An 18,437-nucleotide genomic window follows, 5' to 3' on the forward strand; every position below is an offset into this window, starting at 1 on the left:
GGTCTTACGGGGGGCAGGATGGCAAATTACGGTGAGCGATCCCATCACCAGTTGGAGGTTGGCGCCTTCGTACATGTTTGTATTCAACCGTACGCTAACTGGGGAACCGGGAAATTCCTTGGAGTAGCAGAAGGAAGGCTGGGGCGCGTTCAATATTTCGACGCCCCTGGCGCAGAGACAGCGGCGATAGCTGAAATCCCTTTGGAGCAAATTAAGCGTTCCAAATTGCCAGCGCAGACACGTGTCTACCGAAGACACGCCGCAAGCCGCTGGCAAGTTGGACGAGTGCTGGAGGACGACGCAGAAGCACTTACCGTCCAGTTTCCGAATGGCGAATCGGTAAACGTCGAGGCAGCCGATCTCCAGGTCAGGTGGAACCAACCGCTTAGAGATCCGCTGCCGCTGCTGATCAGCGAAGCGACGGAGACCCCCTTTCTCGCAGACGCGCGCAGCGCCTTCGCGCGCCAGGTCGCGCTTCAATACACGGCGGCGTCGGGCATCACCGCGGCGCTTTCGCCGCCCATCGAACTCGTCGACTACCAGTTCGAAGTGGTCAAGCGCGTGCTCACGGACCCGGTGCAACGCTATCTGCTCGCCGATGAAGTCGGCTTGGGCAAGACAATCGAGGCGGGCATTATCGTCCGCCAGTATTTCCTCGATGCGGCTGACACCGCGCGTGCCGTCATCCTTACCCCTGCCACGCTGGTGCCGCAATGGCGCCGAGAACTGTCCGGCAAGTTCGGGCTCGCGCCGTGGCTGGACGACTTCCTGCACGTAGTCTCGCATGACGAACTGGACGACCTCGAAGAACTGCTTCCGGCCGCCGGCATGCTCGTCGTGGACGAAGCGCATCATCTGTCGCGCTCGGATGACGACGAGGACGCGGGACTGTACGGCCTACTGCAGGAATACACGCCGCGCATTCCACGGCTGCTCCTGCTGTCGGCCACCCCGGTGCTCTCGGACCCGGCGGGCTTTCTGCGCGTTCTGCATCTGCTCGATCCGGTGATGTTCCCTCTCGATGACCTCGACGGCCTGCGCCAGCGTATCGATACGCGCCAGATCGTCGCCGAGGTCGTCGCGGCGCTGGCTCCGGGCAATTTGTGGGGTCTACCCCAGGAACTAGACCGACTGCAGAGCGCCTTTGGGGAAGACATCGTGTTGCGGGAAAAGATCGACGCGCTCCGGGTCGTCATCGCCGCGTTCCCCGAAGAAGACGACGAAGCCTATATCGCGGCGCTCGACGACCTGAAAACACACCTGACCGAGTGCTACCGACTACATCGGAGAATGTTGCGCAATCGTCGCAAGACGGTCGGATGGGCAACGCCGGGGCGCGCCGGTCTCACGCGCATCTCGTTCAAGGCTGACGCGACGGAACGCTGGCGCCACCGCATCGACGAACTGCGCTACCGCCTGGGGGAACTCGGGCCGATTCCCGCGCCGCTGCGCAGCGCGCTGCTCAACACCGCGGTGAACTCACGCGAAACGGCCTCCATGCGTGACCTGTTACAGCAACACGACATCAGCGACGACGCGGCGGTCGACATCGCGACGGCACTAGACAGCAGTTCGCTTCGCCTGCGCGAAGGCCACGAGCGCTTCGATGCGCTCGCGCGAGCGGTCGAGGCAGTGCTGGCGACGCCCCACGCTCAGGCTGTCGTGTTCTGCACCCAGCGCGCCGATGCCAATCGCGCGACGGAACGCCTTAGGCACTCGTTCGGCGCGCAGATCGTCCGCCACGAACTGCGTGGCGACGACGAAGGCGACACGGCGATGCCGTGGCAACAATTCCTGTCTGCGCCGAACAAGGTGCGCGTGCTCGTGTGCGACGCGAGCGCCGAGGAAGGCGTGAATCTACACGGCGGCAAGAAGATCGCAATCCACTTCGATATGCCCGGCTCCCCCAATCGCTGCGAACAGCGCATGGGCCGTCTCGACCGCTTCGGCGTGGGCGATGCGGTCAACTCGATCGCCTTGCAGGACGAACTCAACGCTGATGAGATCGCTTGGTTGGATACGCTGGACGCGGGCTGGGACGTCTTCAATCGGTCGGTTGCGAGCCTTCAATACTTGATCGAGTCCACCTGCGGTGAACTTGCGGAAGATTGGCTATTGCGCGGGACGGAGGCGATCGAGGATCATTGTGCGTCGCTCTCCGGGCCGAACGGCCGCGTCGCCACCGAGCTTAAGAACATCGATCTGCAAGACAGGCTGGATTCGCTCGACGAACCTCGTTTAGATACGCTCGATCCGCTCACGGATTGCGACCAGGCGTGGCGCGATTGGAGAGGCGCCTTCTCGGGCTTCGCCATCGGCGCTCTCGGCTTTCGCGTGCGCTGGGAAGGCTCTCAACCGGCTAACGGCGCGGATGAGGTGTTCCGAGTGGGCTATGTACATCAGGACGACTCCGCTGTAACTCTCATCCCGATGGGTGGCTATCTGCGCACCTTCCTGCAAAGCGTCGACGTGGACGCACCGAACGGAAGTTCGCGCGCGCCGCTTTCATATCCGTATGTCTTCAACCGTCGCAATGCGCTCACGCGTGCGGCACGCGCTCAGGCCGTGCGCGTACTGCGAGTCGGCGACCCCCTGGTCACCGCGCTCGAGGATTTCTGCGCTCAAGACGATCGCGGGCGCGCCTTCGCGATGTGGCGCGTTGACCGCGAATACGACGTGACGGACCCGAGCGGCGCGGATCTGTTCTTTCGCTTCGACTTCGTCATCCGCCCGTCAGCGGTCGGAACGGAACGGCCGCGTTCGGCGCCTAACGCGTACTGCATCGAGGGCCGCGCGCTGGATCGCAAGATGCAGACGTTCTTCCCGCCCGTCTTCGTTCGCATCTGGGTCGATGGCACGGGCGCAATCGTACCCGGTCCGAACTCCCTCATGAGCTCGCCGTATCAGAACAGTTGGCAGGGGAGCCGGCGCGACTTCAATCTCAATCCAGCCCGATGGCGCGCCCTGCCGTCCACCGTTCAGTCGACTTGGATGCGCAACTGGTCGGGCACATGCGGCGAGGCGCGCGGGCAGGCGGCGATCGCGGCGCTCGCCTCTGACGCGTGCCAAGAACACATCCAGCACGCGCTCAAGGCGCTCGATCACGAGTTTCGGTTGCGGAGAGCGCAGGCGGAATCGCGGCTAGCACGGCTCGACAGCGTGCAACGGCGGCGCGAGATCGAAGAACTCGAGCATGACGAAGCCCGCTACGCCGCGATGCGCAGCGCGATCTCCGAACCCACGCTCGAACTCGATGTCGCGGGCGCGCTTTTCCTGGCCTCCGATCATCCGTTCGAGCAATGAGCCGCTCCTCTTTTGGCGACGCTGAACTCCGCGAATGCTTGGCGGACTGGCCGAACGCTTGCGCCTCTCTCGCCGCGTCCGGCGCCACCGGGCTACTCGAGCGACTGAGGCAGGTGCTCGCACTCTACGCCGATGGCCCGCCCCCTCCCTCGCATGTCGATCTGGCTGCGCTGCTTAGGCAATGGCTGCTGTTTCAAGTGAAGAATGCCGGCGCGCCCTGGCTGAGGGTGCCGACGACGTCAAAGTGGCCGGAACGGCGATTCTGGGAAGGCGCGGGATTCAACGTGCTGTCGTACAGCGGCAAGTTGGAGATTCAGGCGATGCGGCCACGGCTCGCCTGGCTTGGCAATCAGAGCGATCTCTTCGATGACGCCCACGACCGCCTGAAGGCGCTAACGCCGGACTGGATGCCCGCCGAACCGGTCGTTGCGGGCGCGCTACCGAATGTGGACTCCTTCACCGGCCCCGGTCAGCGCGAGGCGGTCCGTGCCCTGCTCCAGATGCCCGCCGATATCACGCTCATCGCGGCGCTCCCGACCGGCAACGGCAAGTCGCTGCTGGCGCAATTGCCGCCTCTGCTGAACGGCGACGGCGAACTGACGCTGGCGATCATGCCGACGGTCGCGCTCGCCATAGATCAGGGCCGTCGCATGGCGAAGTGGCTGCGGCAGAAGCACCCGGACTGGGACGAGCATCCGCTGGCCTTTCATGGCGGGCTCACGGCCGACGAGCGGTCCGCGGTATTTCGGTCGGTCGCAAACGGTTCGCAGCGCATATTGTTCACCTCGCCCGAGGCCGCAACCGGTTCGCTCCGCGCGTTGCTGGAAAGCTGCGCCGAGGCGGGCGGCCTCAGCCATGTCGTCGTCGATGAGGCGCATCTCGTCGCTACCTGGGGCAGCGGTTTTCGGCCCTCATTCCAGCTAATCCCCGCGCTGATCGCGCGGCTACGCGCGTTGACGCCCCGTCCCATCCGCGTGGTGCAGGCATCGGCGACACTCACGACGCATACCGTGCAGATGCTCCAGCGGCAGTTCGGCCCGGTCGAAAAAACCCGGCTCATCTGCGGCTTGTATCTGCGCCCCGAACCGCGCTATGCGGCTGCCCTGTGCTCGTCGCTCGCGGACAAACGGGCACGCGTCATTGAAGCGCTGAGGGCCGCGCCACGGCCGTTCATCCTCTATGTCACGCGGCCATCCGAAGCGGATGAATGGCTCCAGTTGCTGCGGGCGGACGGCTTCCAGCGGATCGCGAACTTCACTGGTGAGACCCGCGCGGACGCCCGCAAGATGTTGCTCGGCCAGTGGGAACGCGACGAACTCGATGGCATGATCGCGACATCGGCATTCGGTCTCGGCGTGGACAAGAGCGACGTGCGCACCATCGTGCACGCGACGTTCCCGGAATCGCTCGATCGTTTCTATCAGGAGGTGGGCCGCAGCGGGCGGGATGGTATTGCATCTGCGAGTCTTCTCCTCTACACGAACGACGACGCGAAGCAGGCCCTGCAACTCGCGAACACGCGGCACATCGGCAACGAACTCGGCTTCCAGCGCTGGACGGCCATGATCGATCACGCAATCCCCAGTCGCGCCGACGACGGTGAAATCTGGGTGGACCTGAACCGGTTGCGGCCTAGCCTCAATACACGGGGACGCTCGAATCTAGCGTGGAATCTTCGCACGCTCAATCTCATGGCATCCGCGGGTCTGGTCGAAATCTGCGCCTTGAGCGCCAGCCTGCCGGCCCCTTCGAACCAGACGAAACGCGACCTAGATGAGTCCGATACCGCCATCGCGTACGCCGCCGTGCGTCTTCCGGATGGCGATCATCGGACTCGTTCGGTCTTCGAGGTCAGGATGCAACGCGCCCGCGCCGAATCGCGTCGCGCGGCGCGCGTCGGTTTCGAGTTGATGCTTTCGATCGCGCGCAGCGAGCGCCCCGTGGAGGACGCGCTCCGGGAGCTCTACCGATTGACCATGCCCATCGCGTGGGGACCGGTCAAGGCGTATTGTGGCGGCTGTCGGCATCACTGGCAGGACCGTGTGAAGGACCCGGTCACGCCCCGGCCTTTCGTGGCGCGTCTGGATCAATTCGCCTCGCGTCCTGGCTTCGAGGAGGCGATGCCCGCCTTCCCGCGCGAACTGCCGAATCTGGCGTTCGTCGTGGTCGATGATATCGAGCGCGTGTTACATGAGAGCGCTCCGGGTCTGATAGACGCACTGATCAGCCGCCTGTGTCCTCACACCATCGCGATGATGCGTGGCACGCCGGCCGGCCTTCTGACCATGATGCGCGCGCGCCTGAAGCGCCTGCACTCAGACGCATTCATCGACATGTTCGATGCCAGCGCATCCGATCTGCCGCCCGGTGGCGTGAACGAAGTGCGGTTGCTCATCTGGCCGTCAGAAGCCATGCCGACCGCACTGAATCTGCTGCTGGCAGGCTCGGCCGCCGCCATGACCGTTGTGATTATGTCCAGCACCATCCGGGACCCCGATCGTCCGGACCGCGCGTGGCCGAGCGTGCTATCCCATATCGACGAAGAATCCGCAATTCAGGCACTAACCTCATGAGCCTACTCAACATTACCAACGACGGACTGCCCAACATCCTGGCGCAACTGCATGCGACGGTGCTGCGCGCCAGCAAGCCCATCCCGAGGGACGAGTTGCTGGAGACGGTCGCGCCGTCTGCTGTCGTCGGCGACGGCGGCAAGATGGCGCGCCAGACCCTCAACCGCTGGACCCAACTCGGCCTCTTCAACGAAGTGAACGGCGAGATCGACGTAACCAAGCGACCCGAAGGCCGCCTGTCGAATCCGCATCAGATGATGGCGTTCACCCGCCGTACTGCGTGCGCGCACGTCGTCGCGCGAGAGAACAATCCCGAGTTCTGGGCGTCCGAAGGTGCGCTCGCCGCCGATCTCACGCGCGGTCTCGCCTGGATGCTGGCGCAAGACATTTACCGTACGGCCTTCGGCAAGTTCGAAGAGCAGGAATCCCGGCAGATCCGGGATCAGGACCGGCGGCTGTTCGTTAACTCCACGCGGCGCAGCGGACTGCAGTTCTGGGCACGCTTCCTTGGTTTCAGCAAGGAAGCGTACGCGGATATCGACCCGACCGTCGCCGTACGCGATGTGTTGCCCGAGATTCTCGACGAAGGCGAAGAAATGGACGCGCCGCAGTTCGTCGAGCGACTCGCCGGCCTCCTTCCGGTATTGGACGGTGGCGAATGGAGACAAGAGGTGCTGGATGTCGTCGATTCGAACGAACTCGGCCGTCTCCGGCATGACCAGCTTTCGACTGCACTGTCGCGCGCCATTCTGAATTTGAGGCAATCGGGCGAGTTGCTATTGCACGTCAGGTCTGACCTTGGAGCCGCCATAACGCCAACAGGCGTGAACGGTGCCCGAAACGACCTCACCTTCCACTGGATCGCCCGCCCCAAGGCTGGAGCCGCACGATGAGCGACACGATGAACCCCTTGTCCGAATACTGGCCCTCCTCCGAGCGGATCGCGGCGTGTCTGCGAACCGAGGCGGAAACCGTCGATCAGGCGCTGCTGCTTGCGGTCCACCAGACAGTCACGCTCAGGCAGCGCTCCGCGCAATCGGGTACTGAGGAGCCGGCCACTGAGAACGATCTGCTCGATGCACTCATGCGCCCCGTCAACGACGGCAGCGCGGTGATCGTCGCGATCACGGGTGCGTCGGGCGTCGGCAAATCGCACATGGTGCGGTGGCTCGGCGCGCAACTCGACCGTCATCCGCGCCGTGAAGATCTCATCGTCGTGTCAATTCCCAAGACCGCAAGCCTCCGGCGCGTCGTTCAGTTGATTCTCAAGCCGCTGCACGGCGAGCAGTACGTCGCGATGCGCGAGGAACTGGACCGAGCGGCCGAGTCGCTCGACATGGCGAGCGCCTCCGAGATGTTGGGCACGGCGCTCGCGCAGGAACTAGAGATTCTGGCGCTCCAGTTGAAGGAACAGAGCAAGGCAACGAAGAACTTCGCGGAAGGCGCGCGCATTGTCGTCGCCGACCATCTGCGCAATCTCATTCGCGATCCGGACATTCTGGACCGCTGGTTCAAGCACGTGCTTCAGCGCATCGTCAGGTCGAGTCTCGAGGGAACGGGGGAGCCCGAACTGCGACAGTTCCAGCCATCTGATTTCATCGCGCCTGATGAGGTGAGCGCGGGCGGAGACTTGCGCGATGTCGTCAATCGCGCGCTCGCGCACCTGTCGAGCGCGAACGGCATCCACCGCGAGACGGCAGCGAAAGTGCTGCAGGAAGTGCTAGACCCCGCGCTACGCAAAATATTTCGTTTCACCGAGGCGCTCAAGCAGCGCACTATCGGCGAAGTCGTTAGTGAAATCCGCACGCAATTGCTCGCGGACGGCAAGGAACTCGTCCTGCTGATCGAGGACTTGGCCGCGCTTTCCGGCATCCAGCAACCACTGCTCGACATCATGATCGCCGAGTGCGACGAGAAGGGTCTGCGGGTGCGCGCCCCGATCCGCACCGCGGTGGCGGTCACGGACGGTTTTCTGATCGGCCGGCAGACAGTGCTCACACGCGCGAAGGTGCAATGGGTCGTGCCTAGCGAGGGTATCGACGAGGCGACTGTGGTGCGTCTGCTCGTCGAGTTGACTGGCCGCTATCTGAACGCCGCGCGCTGGGGTATCGAACGCCTGAAGGACGACTTCGAGACCGCGGAGCGCAATGCCGCGGATCTCTACTCGTGGGTGCCGACATTCGAACCCGTGATCGATGCGCAAGCCTCAACGCAACTTCGCGAATTTGGACGCAGTGCGGCGGGCTACAGTCTGTTCCCTTTCAACAAGGCGTCGATACGTTCGCTCGGGGCGTCCGTGCTCAAGGTCGACAACGCATGGCGGTTCAATCCGCGCGCCTTCATCAACGAGGTGTTGACCAAGACGCTCAGTCTGCGTGACAGCTTCGAAAAAGCCGCCTTCCCGCCCGCCCGGTTCCGCAACACCAAACTCCGTGCGGAGATGAGCGTAGCGCTGGAGCATCTGCATTTGGGCACGGAGGTGCAAGGACGGATGGAATCGCTGCTGTTTCACTGGGCGGGCGACCCCAAGACATTGTCCGAGGCTGCATCGCTCTCTCCCGAGGTGTTCAAGGCGTTCTCGTTGCCCTTGCCTTACAAGACCAACGTACAGGAAGCAGCCGAGGAGGATCAGCACAGGAAAGAGAAACAGGATCGCGTCGAACCCGATACGGACAACAAACAGGATGAGCAGGCCCCCAAACCGATCGATACTGCGCCCGGGGAGAGACCCAGCGACTACGCGCTGGCGATGGAAGCCTGGGACATCGAACACCGCCTGACCAACGACGCCTCGCGCAGAACGCGCAACCTTCTCGCGGAGGCGCTGAATCGGCGTCTCGATCCCGACGACTGGTGTCTACACGGCCAGAAAGTGGAAGCTGGCTGGTTCTGGCTGCCACCTGCGCACAACATCAACAACCCGTCCAAGGCTCCGATGATTCGCCTGTCACCGCCGGACGTTCCGATTCCGCCTCGCCTCATCGCGGGTCTGAAGGCGTTGGATCGCTGGGAGGTCAAGGGAAAGACGTGGGACTATCCCGGCGGGGACGACGACTATGCATCCGCCGATGCGGTGCTCGACGAACTCGAGCGCAAAGTCCTCGATCTGATGTTCGACGAATCGATCCGCGATGCGAGCATCGCCATGCACGCACTGCATCGGCAGAACCTGCTTCTGGGCATCACGTCCCGTCCGGACAATCCGGGCCTGAAGGACCTCTTCACCACCATGCCTTCAGAAGCGAAGTTCGACGCGAAATCGCTAGACTCGGTGACGACAAAGGCTCTCGATCGCCGTGAGCGCGCCATGGGTGGCCGCGCACAGTTGCAGGACCGCCTCAAAAAGTACTTGGCGTGCTATCAGGGCAATCTAGGCGACAAGGTGCTGGCCATCGACACCGAGCGCTTGCGCCTCGCGAGCAAGCGTGAACTGGAACAGAAGTGGTCGTTCGCGCTAAAGGGCCGAGCCGCCAAGGACAGCGACGATGTGCTCGACACGCTGGAACGCCTGTCGCCGCAATCTATCGACATGTTGTTGCGCGAACTCGCGGCCGCCGTAAACTGCCGTCTGCCCGAGACGGCGGACGCATTTGACGCTGAACATGGCCGCGTGGCTTGGCGCGAAGAGATGAAAGGCGTCGTTGATCAAGCGGTGCTTCTGTCCTTCTGGCCGCCCGGCGATTTCGGTCAGGCCGCCGTGCGCGCGGCGATTGACCGCCTTTCGGTGGATGGCGTCGACTCGGTCGTTGCGCGTCTGCGCAAGATGCAAGCGACTGGGGAATCGACGGATACGCACCGGCAGCTTGCGGCGCTATCGGCGGTGCCGCTGCCGCGTCTCGTCGCGATTCATCAGGATGTCATGCTCCTGCGAAACTTCCTGAGTGCGCTCGGCAAAAGCGTCGATCAGCAGACGACATCGATCGACGATCAGGCCGCGATCCACGCGCATGAAGACTTAATGACCAACCTCGCGTGGGAGAAGTGATGACAAGCCTGCTCGAACAGGCGCGGCAGGTCCGCGCCGGACTGAAAAAAGTGCAGGTTGCGAATCAGTTGCGGCACCAGTTGCAAGCCATCCAGATTCGTTCCGGAGAATGGGACAACATCAGGCGCAAGCGCCTCCAGTTGCTCGAAAGGACGGGATACCTCGCGACCGCCGACGCTCAAAGCGCGGATATGTTGAGAGCCAACGAGGCTGCCCGCGCCCTTTGCGACCGGGCGCGCGACCTCCTGCAGCAAGCGCAGGACGTTTCCGTCCTATCCGAGGACGCACTCTGGACGCGGCTCCTACAGGCGGCCGAAAAAGCCAATTCGATTTGCGAAGAGGCGATCCGCAGCACTTGGCGCGCCTATGTATCGGGACTTGGTAGTCCAGACAGTCCCAACGCCCTCGCCGCGCGCGTGCCGGCTACGCCCGCCAACGAACCAGTATTGAACAACTACCGTCTTATCCACAACAAGTACGCGGCGCTTGCACGCGCGGAGGCGCCCGCCAACGCCCAGTCGGCCGCAGACCTCCGCGACTACGTCGCGCAGTTGCGAGACATTATCTCCACGCTCGTGTCCGCGCCAGAAGCAGTGCAGAAGTTCTTCAAGGCAGTCGAGGGAAGCGGAGCATCGCTGGAACTGCTAACCGCCGAAGTGCTGGAGTGGCTGAAGCAATATGACGATGCAACGCGCTTCGTCATCAAGACACGGACGGATCAGCCATGGCGTTGACGCCCGATCTCGCGCTGGCCGAACGCGCACTGGACAAACTGGAGCAGATCGAGGCGCGCGCCCTCGTCTGGGGTCTAGTCGACAACGCCCTCAGCAACGAAGAAGTCCACGAGGCGCTTAACAGCGTCCTCCACGATAAACGTAACGCCGCGCTGCGCAACGACGTAGCCTGCAACATCGCGACCGCCCGCGACTTGCGTGAGCAACTCGCCACACTCGGCATGCTATTTGAAGTACCCGCCTTGAACGTCGGCTGTTCGAATGACGGCCCGCGCTGGCGTACGCGCATGGCCGAAGGCGTGCGTCTGATCGCGCGACTGCGTCAACTGTTTCCGAAGCACGCTGGCAGCGCGCAGTGGGCGTCGGCGCCCACGCTCGTCGCGGACTATCGCTTTCTGCGTCGCGCGCGGCGCTACCCTCGACGCGATCAGCAACGTGAAGCGGTGATGGATGTCATCGACAAAGTGGTGAACGATCCCACGCTGCTCGCAGCCGTCGGACACTGGCTCGGCCAACTACCGCCGAACGCTGGCCTGTCCCGTTTTCAGGTCGATGCCGCTGCGCGCATTCTCGGCGGACTGACAAGCCATACCCGCACGGGCACGCTTGTTTCCGCCGGAACTGGCAGCGGCAAAACGCTCGCCTTCTATCTGCCCGCGCTCGCGTGGCTCGCCCAGCAGCGCGTCGAGTCGAAGAAAGGCCCTTCGGTTCGCGTGCTCGCGCTCTATCCGCGCAACGAACTGCTTAAGGATCAGCTAGCGGAGGTTTATGACCAATGCCGCAAGTTCGATGACTGGATCGCAAGCCACGGAGGTTCCCCGCTGCGCGTCGGCGTACTCTATGGCGAAACGCCCGAGTCGTTCAACGGCGCGTTGAAACAGCACGGCTGGCGCTTCAACGCGAGGGAATCCGTCTGCCCTTTCTTCACTTGTCCCGAGCCAGGCTGCGGCGGCGAGATGGCCGCGCTCGGCGAAGACCGGACGCGTGCTGTCGAACGCCTCGTCTGTAAGTCGTGCGGACACATTGTCCAGTCCGACCGGCTCGCGTTCACGCGCGCAGCAATGGCCGAGGAACCACCCGACGTTCTTTTCACGTCGGTGGAGATGCTCAACCGCCATCTGTCCAATCCGAAGCTGCGTCATCTCTTCGGCGTCGGCCCGAATGCGACGGAGGCGCCCGGCCTCGTGCTCATGGACGAAGTGCATCTGTACTCCGGCACCTACGGTGCACAGGTCGCCTATTTGATGCGCCGATGGTGGAGCGCTAGCGGCAGACGCTCGAGTTTCGTCGGCCTGTCTGCGACGATCTCCGAAGGACGGCGCTTCTTCGCAAGTTTGACCGGCCTCGATGAGTCGGTCGTGCAAGAAATCAAGCCGCAGGAGAAGGACATCGACGACGAGGGCGCGGAGTATCTGCTCGCCTTGCGCGGCGACCCCGTTTCACAGGCAGCGCTGCTGTCGACGACCATCCAGACGCTGATGCTGGCGGCGCGCCTGCTCGACCTGCGCGAGCGCTTCGACAAGAACCGCAATCCGTTCTTCGGCTGGCGCGCCTTCGCCTTTACCGACCAACTGGACTCCGCCAACCGCCTGTTCCGCAATCTTCAGGACGCGGAAGGCCGCAACTTTTACGGTCGCGCGAACATTGTGCGCCACCCCGAGGGCGGTCTTGCACGCTTGCGTCAGCGCGCAGATCCGCCCGGACGCCGCCATGAGGCCGGACAGGACTGGCGCGTGCCGCAGGACATCGGCCACAATCTGACGGCGCGGCTCGAAGTCGCCCGTACAACTGCTCATGACTCGGGGGTGAGTTCACGGAGTGAAGTCGTCGTGGCAACCGCAGCGCTGGAAGTCGGCTTCGACGATCCTGCCGTCGGCGTGGTGATACAACACAAGGCGCCGCGCGACATCGCCTCGTTCCTGCAGCGCAAGGGGCGCGCGGGACGCACGCGCCATATGCGGCCTTGGACGATGGTCGTCCTCACCGACTATGGCCGCGATCGCCTCGCCTACCAGGCCTACGATCAACTCTTTGATCCCGAGTTGCCGGCGCGTCAGTTGCCGCTGTCGAATCGCTATGTCCAGCGAATGCAATTGGTCTACGCGCTGCTCGACGAACTCGGCGACATGACCCACGCGGATCCACTCAAGATACAGGTTTGGCGCGACATGAAGGGCCCGGCCGACGACTCGCAGATCAAGCAATGGGACGAACCCAGCCGACGTGCACTCGAGCGACTGGTTCGAAAGGTGTCGGTCGAAGAGCTTGCGTCAGCCGCGCAAGGGCTGCTCAGTGAAGCGCGGGCGCTTGCGCCGCAAGACCGGGGGAGGGAAATGCAGTGGTCGGGCTATAACTGGCTGAAGACACGGCTGGCTCACCGGCGCCTTCATGCCGTGCTCAAACGCTTTCTGAGCAGTGAGGACGCCGGCTACCGACTCGCCACCTCGCTACAGAAGCGCCTAGCGATTTCCCGCGAAGAAATGGACGTCCTGCTGTGGAATCAGCCGCGGCCGCTGCTGCTCGGCGCCGTGCCCACCGCCATGCGACGCCTCGCGCTCGACTGGCGTGGCAAAGATGGCGAGCACTCGGATTATCGTGCGGGGCATCCGCTGCCGGACTATGTACCGGCCAATCTATTCGACGACCTGAGCCTGCCGGAAATGCATCTCGCGCTGCCCGGAAGCGAGGGCGAGGGGCACTATCTGCCGGTACAGCAGGGTCTGGGCGAGTTCGCGCCCGGCAAGGTCTCGCGCCGCTTCGATGACGCGCTCTGGCTCGGCGTTTCATCTCAGACGCTCAACACCTATCTCGGCATGGGGCACGCCATTCTGGAACAGGATGCGGACATCGGAGAGTGGTACGAGACGCAGAGCGAGCGGCCCTTTCACCGGCTCGAAGACGGTCAGGTCGTCACGTACCGTGCGTATCGCCCGACCACCGCCCGTCTACAGGCCGCGCCCGGACGCCAGCCCGGATTGCCCGAACTGAGCGACACCTCCAACGCGCAACTCAAGTGGAGTTCGCATCTGGAAGCGCCGCGCGACGGCACCGAGTTCCTCCCCCCCGTAAGTGTCGGCGTAGGCCGCCTCATTCGGTCAATCGTTGCGCATACGCATGCGGGTCAATCCACCGCCGTGGTGCGCCGGTACGCGATCGCATCGCGCGCGGACATGCGCATGCGTATTGGCAATGAATCGCATCGGCTCACAGTCGACTGGAGCTTCATGCATGAGGATCAACCCTGCGGTGTGGGCTTCGAGATTGATGCGGACGCGCTGCTGATCGTGCTGAATCTTCCGCCCGCACTACACGCGAGCATTGACTGGTCGGACTTGTCCCGCGGACGCGCCGCGCGTGCCGCCCGTTACAACTGGGAGGCGCAGCATTGCCCGAGCTTCATCGCGGCAGTCGCCAACCCGTTCCTACGCGGCTGGATTGCACAGATTTTTCAGATCGCGGCGATCCTCGTAGCCCGGAATGAGCAGTTGTCGCTGACCGCCGCGCTCGACGAAGTGGCCAACGGCGCGCGCATGGATGTTCTGCTCGGCGTGCTCTCCACTGTCTTCCAGTTGCCCGAAGCCGAGGCCGGCGAGGACGGCCCGGACCGACTGCGGCGCGCGCTCGACGAAGCGCTGCAGTCCGAGACCGTCCGTGCTGCTGCGCGCGAAGCCGCCCGTGTACTCGTCACCCCTATCGACGCGGAATGGGAAGACTGGCTCTCCCGCACGGTGCGCGCGACACTCGGCGCCGCCTGCCTCGAAGCCATTCAGCAGGCCTGCCCGCAGGTGGACCCGGAAGGGCTGATCGTGGATATCGATCCGGGCATCCGTCTAAATGGTGTCGCACCGGAGCGAGCAGAGGTCTGGATTTCCGAAACCAGCCCAGGTGGCAACGGCATGATCGAACAGGTCACTGAATTGCTCGCATCGCGGCCCGATAGCTTCTACAAGCACGTGGAAGCCGCGCTCAGCGCCAGCGATCTGGAAAGCACGAGCATGCAACTGAAGCAACTGCTCGGTTGGATCGGTGGCGAAGCGCGTGACGTCGCGCTCGTTGAAGCGGTCATGCGGGTGCGCGACGCGGGTAGCCCGATCACCGCGCAGTTAGAGTTCGCCAAGCTGCGCGCGGAACTCGTCCGGCGGGGGCAAGCAGTGTTTCACGGCTACGCCGTGGCGCTTAGCCTGCGCATGCTGCGGCCCGGCAGCCCCGAAGAACTGGACAGGCTGATCGCAGAGATCCACGGTCACTGGGAGTCGCTTGAAGGCGCTCACGGTGTCGAGATCGATGTCCGCGTGATGTGCGCCGTCTTCAGCGGCGACACGCGTCTTGACGCCGCCTTCGCATCCTCGGGCCTGATTCTGCCGACGAGCGACCGCGAGAGCTGGCGCTTTGGCGTACTGATGGGTCTGTTGTGGCCGCAAGGCCACGCACTGCGCGCCGTCAACTTGCCGCTATCGAACCGCTTCGGTCCGGCCGTCGCGACCGAGCGCCTCTTGCTCGGACAGTGGTTGACCCAGCGCGCGACGCCGATCGATCCAACCCAGCCGGGCTGGCAGGAACTCGCGCGCGAGCAACTCGCCACGCGGTGCGAGACGGTGTTCGCTGTGGCTGCTTCGCAAGCGCGCGAAATCATCCCAATCTTGGTCCGCACGTTGACCGTCGAGCCGATCCACTTCGATTATCTGAACGTCTTCGCCACGCTGTCGTCGGTGAAGCGTCGTGACGACTTCATCGAGCTCCACTTCTCAATTCCGGAATCCGCATGAGCCTGTCCCGAAGCATCTTTAAATCGGCCACCTCCGCGCCCGAAGCGGCGCGCGACGCGCTTGCTGCCGTCTTTGCCGAGGAGCTGCTGGCGCCGAGCAAGACCGTCCATCTGCTGACACCTTGGATCAGCAACATCGTCATTTTCGACAACAGCGTGGGCAACTTCAGCGGCCTGAACCCGGAGTGGGATAGGCGTGAAATTCGCTTGATCGACACCCTTGTGGCTATTGCTTCTAACGACACCCAGCTCGTCATCCGAGTGCGCCCGGACAATCACAATAAGCCCTTCGAGAAGCGCCTATTCAGCACGCTCGCGGATTCCGGCCTGCAGGACAAATGCGACTGGAAAGAGAACAGTACCTTGCATACAAAGAGCCTGTTGACCGACCACGTGCTGATCGCTGGGTCGATGAACTTCACGGAGCGCGGCATCGCGCTCAACGAAGAAGTTGTGACGCTGGATTTCGATCCGCAGCATATCGCTCAAGCCAAGATGGAGTTCTACGATCATGGCATCTGAAGCCCAGTCGGAACATGCTCAAGCGGCGGCTGCGTGTCTGAAGGATTTCTTCGAGGCCCCCAACGCGTTCAGCGGCTCTCTCATAGCGCAGCAGCGCGATTCCGGCAGATCGAACGCCGAGCCGCTACCCGAACCACTTCTCGACGCGATTCGTCGTTCTCTGAACGGAGGTGCCGACCTCCCTATGCTTCTGCCGTTCAGAAGCTCTCGCGATGATGTGACCACCTGGTACGCTTGCTCGCGCGACAAACAGGGAGCGCGCGCAGTGCGTGCCGATCTGCATGCCTTCATCGGCCCCAGCTATGCGGATTTCGATTCATCGATCGTCGCACGGACGCACGCGGACGAGATATTCGAACGACACCCGTTTTACGTTGTGCGGTTCCGGGCCACCCGGCCAAGCTTTGACAAAAATATCGTCGAGCAATGGGGAATCTACTGGTCATTACTGCAACGCCGGCCGCTGCGCCGAACGCTTGTACACCGTACCTTCACACAACTGCGCGCGGCCCTCGATTGGGCGCTTCTTGCGAAGAATGAGAGTGAAGCTCGCGCGACAGTCGCGGCGCTCCGCGAGCAGCACGGGCTGAGCGCCGAGAATCGGGCATTTCTCGACATCCGTATCGCCGCAGCCTTCGGACGCTGGGACGAGGTGCTCGGGCACGCCAACTTTACGTACCTACTTAAACTACGTCTGCCACCAGAGACTTTCGGCGACATCTGGGAGGCGCTCTATGAAACGTGGGTGCGTCCGATCGAGCAGGCAGGCGATGCCGCGCGGTTGATCGCTGCATTCGAGACGAACGTTCGACCCGCCGCCGGAAATCTGCTGCGCTCTCTCGGCAGATCACGTCGGCCCTCCGCACTCAAGGCGTTCGTGCTCCACGAGTTATCGCAAGCACGGCCGTCCGCGGACCTGTGCGCGCAGCGACTCGCCGAACTCGGAGACGGCGCGTTCGGGCCCGCTACCGCCGCTGTCGTCGAGATGATTCAGGCGCTTACCCCCAAGCGTGACTTCGAGGCCGCGCGGGAAGACATGGAGTTCGAGCGCTACGAACAGGCCTACGATCTGCTGTGGGCTCTCGAAGATAGCGTGGAAATGCTTACTGCCTTACTGCGCTGCGCGAAAGAAATCGACGATCCGATGCGCGCTTTTCAAACCGTGACTCGAGTGCGCTCAAGTGCCGACGCCGTATTGAGCAGCGTGCAAACAAAGCGCGCTCGCCTTTTTGAAGATGTCATACGTCTGGCCGCCGCGAAACCACCTGAGAGCCTAGAGGCACAACTTCGAGTTCAGCCTGAAGGCGATCACGCCGCCGAAAATGTCGTCGAACATTGGCGCGAACTGGCGAACGCAGACGCACTCAGTCAAATCGACGACGTGATGGCACAACGCCTCGTGCAGAGCATGGAAGACGAGGCACTGAGCAATTCGAGCACATTCGACGCGCTCCTGCCTATATGGTTCGACTGGATCGTCGAGCGAACGAAGCCACACTCGCCATTCATCCCCTTGTACAGCAGCCTGATCGAGACGATGTCGGTGCGTGACCGCTATGGCGAAAGTGAACTAGATCTAATTAAGCAGGCCGCCCTTCACCTCGTCATGGCTGGGCCTACGCCCGACCAGTACGCACAGTTAATGCAACGGCTCCTCGAGATTTTCACGCTGGTTCGTTCTCCATACGTCATGCGTTGGGCGCTCGATCTTGCCGATGCACTGATGATCGCGCCGACGCGCAACGAGCAGGCACGCAACCAGTTGATTGTGGCCATTCTCAGCGCTGGAAGCGAATACTTGGCCCGACTCGCCAATGCGCAGAAGGCGTTGTTGCTGCTTCTAGCGAACGAAGCATCGCTTCCGTTCGAGTTCGACAAGCAGGCGGTCGCGAAATTCGATGAACCGCATGACGTCTCCGCACAAGCCAAGATAATGCTCTACAGCCTCGACAGCCAATCAACGCAAAGAGCGATTGACGTACTGCGGACACTGAGTCCGGGGCTGAAGGTTACGGCGAATAGTGACACGGAATGTACGCCTCGCTTGCGTCAACATACGCGCCACGCAGACTATGTATTTTTTGTGTCTAGCGTCGCCACACACCAAGCGTTCTATTGCATCAAGAATTCGCTGCGCGACCCAGACGCGCTCTGTCAGGTGCAGGGCACCGGCACGACGAGAATCGTGGAAAGCGTGATCAGCCAGTTCAACGCTGCGCGATAGACGACGCACGATCGGATCGGTCAAGGCCATTCGATCGTGCTTTTCAGACGATCGGTTTGCGTGACGAAAACAGCAGATTGAAAGCCAGTGCGATAGCGGGATTGGAATCCGTCGTGCGAATGAATGCTGTGAGACTACGCGCTGTCCGAGAATTCCGCGCGATCCGCCCAGTCGAAGCATCCTCCGTGCTTTAGCGACTCGCGAGGCAAAAGGGACCAACCATTGTTCGCATAAGACTTTACTGCGTTTGCTCAGAAGCACGCGACTTTTCTGGATCAGTGAATTACGCTACATTCCCGCCGCATGCGTCACGCACCCCGGAATGATCGCA

Annotated in this window: 8 protein-coding genes; all 8 read left to right on the top strand. The window is 62.8% G+C overall.

Going from position 1 to position 18,437, the window contains the following annotated elements; genetic code table 11:
• Positions 1-18: 18 nt before the first annotated feature.
• The 8 genes from dpdE to dpdD are packed head-to-tail and all read left to right on the top strand — an operon-like array spanning position 19 to position 18,106.
• Positions 19-3,303, top strand: a complete 3,285-nt coding sequence (dpdE, locus tag LIG30_RS13335; RefSeq protein ID WP_083494034.1) for a protein DpdE — start codon at positions 19-21, stop codon at positions 3,301-3,303.
• On the top strand, positions 3,300-5,876 hold the full coding sequence (dpdF, locus tag LIG30_RS13340) for a protein DpdF (RefSeq protein WP_051995019.1): 2,577 nt from the start codon (positions 3,300-3,302) through the stop codon (positions 5,874-5,876). The genes dpdE and dpdF overlap by 4 nt, the downstream gene beginning before the upstream one ends.
• Complete coding sequence (dpdG, locus tag LIG30_RS13345; RefSeq protein ID WP_038712910.1) at positions 5,873-6,769, top strand: protein DpdG; 897 nt, start codon at positions 5,873-5,875, stop codon at positions 6,767-6,769. The genes dpdF and dpdG overlap by 4 nt, the downstream gene beginning before the upstream one ends.
• Positions 6,766-9,861 carry a protein DpdH gene (dpdH, locus tag LIG30_RS13350; RefSeq protein ID WP_038712912.1) on the top strand — a complete coding sequence of 1,032 codons (3,096 nt, stop codon included), beginning with the start codon at positions 6,766-6,768 and terminating at the stop codon, positions 9,859-9,861. The genes dpdG and dpdH overlap by 4 nt, the downstream gene beginning before the upstream one ends.
• Positions 9,861-10,595, top strand: coding sequence for a hypothetical protein (locus LIG30_RS13355; protein WP_038712914.1), 735 nt, complete (start codon positions 9,861-9,863; stop codon positions 10,593-10,595). The genes dpdH and LIG30_RS13355 overlap by 1 nt, the downstream gene beginning before the upstream one ends.
• Complete coding sequence (dpdJ, locus tag LIG30_RS13360) at positions 10,586-15,361, top strand: protein DpdJ (protein ID WP_038712916.1); 4,776 nt, start codon at positions 10,586-10,588, stop codon at positions 15,359-15,361. Before LIG30_RS13355 ends, dpdJ begins: the two co-directional genes overlap by 10 nt.
• Positions 15,358-15,882: a phospholipase D-like domain-containing protein DpdK gene (dpdK, locus tag LIG30_RS13365; RefSeq protein ID WP_038712918.1), complete on the top strand. Its 525-nt coding sequence runs from the start codon at positions 15,358-15,360 to the stop codon at positions 15,880-15,882. The genes dpdJ and dpdK overlap by 4 nt, the downstream gene beginning before the upstream one ends.
• A complete protein-coding gene (gene dpdD, locus LIG30_RS13370; RefSeq protein ID WP_038712920.1) occupies positions 15,872-18,106 on the top strand; it encodes a protein DpdD in 2,235 nt (744 codons plus the stop codon). The genes dpdK and dpdD overlap by 11 nt, the downstream gene beginning before the upstream one ends.
• Positions 18,107-18,437: the final 331 nt, after the last annotated feature.

This window comes from Burkholderia sp. lig30 (genome assembly GCF_000687455.2).
Taxonomy (GTDB): domain Bacteria; phylum Pseudomonadota; class Gammaproteobacteria; order Burkholderiales; family Burkholderiaceae; genus Burkholderia.

What these genes read in the sequence shown, in the direction of transcription:
- dpdE (WP_083494034.1), top strand. Translation starts at nt 19, where the DNA reads ATGGCAAATTACGGTGAGCGATCCCATCACCAGTTGGAGGTTGGCGCC.
- dpdF (WP_051995019.1), top strand. Translation starts at nt 3,300, where the DNA reads ATGAGCCGCTCCTCTTTTGGCGACGCTGAACTCCGCGAATGCTTGGCG.
- dpdG (WP_038712910.1), top strand. Translation starts at nt 5,873, where the DNA reads ATGAGCCTACTCAACATTACCAACGACGGACTGCCCAACATCCTGGCG.
- dpdH (WP_038712912.1), top strand. Translation starts at nt 6,766, where the DNA reads ATGAGCGACACGATGAACCCCTTGTCCGAATACTGGCCCTCCTCCGAG.
- LIG30_RS13355 (WP_038712914.1), top strand. Translation starts at nt 9,861, where the DNA reads ATGACAAGCCTGCTCGAACAGGCGCGGCAGGTCCGCGCCGGACTGAAA.
- dpdJ (WP_038712916.1), top strand. Translation starts at nt 10,586, where the DNA reads ATGGCGTTGACGCCCGATCTCGCGCTGGCCGAACGCGCACTGGACAAA.
- dpdK (WP_038712918.1), top strand. Translation starts at nt 15,358, where the DNA reads ATGAGCCTGTCCCGAAGCATCTTTAAATCGGCCACCTCCGCGCCCGAA.
- dpdD (WP_038712920.1), top strand. Translation starts at nt 15,872, where the DNA reads ATGGCATCTGAAGCCCAGTCGGAACATGCTCAAGCGGCGGCTGCGTGT.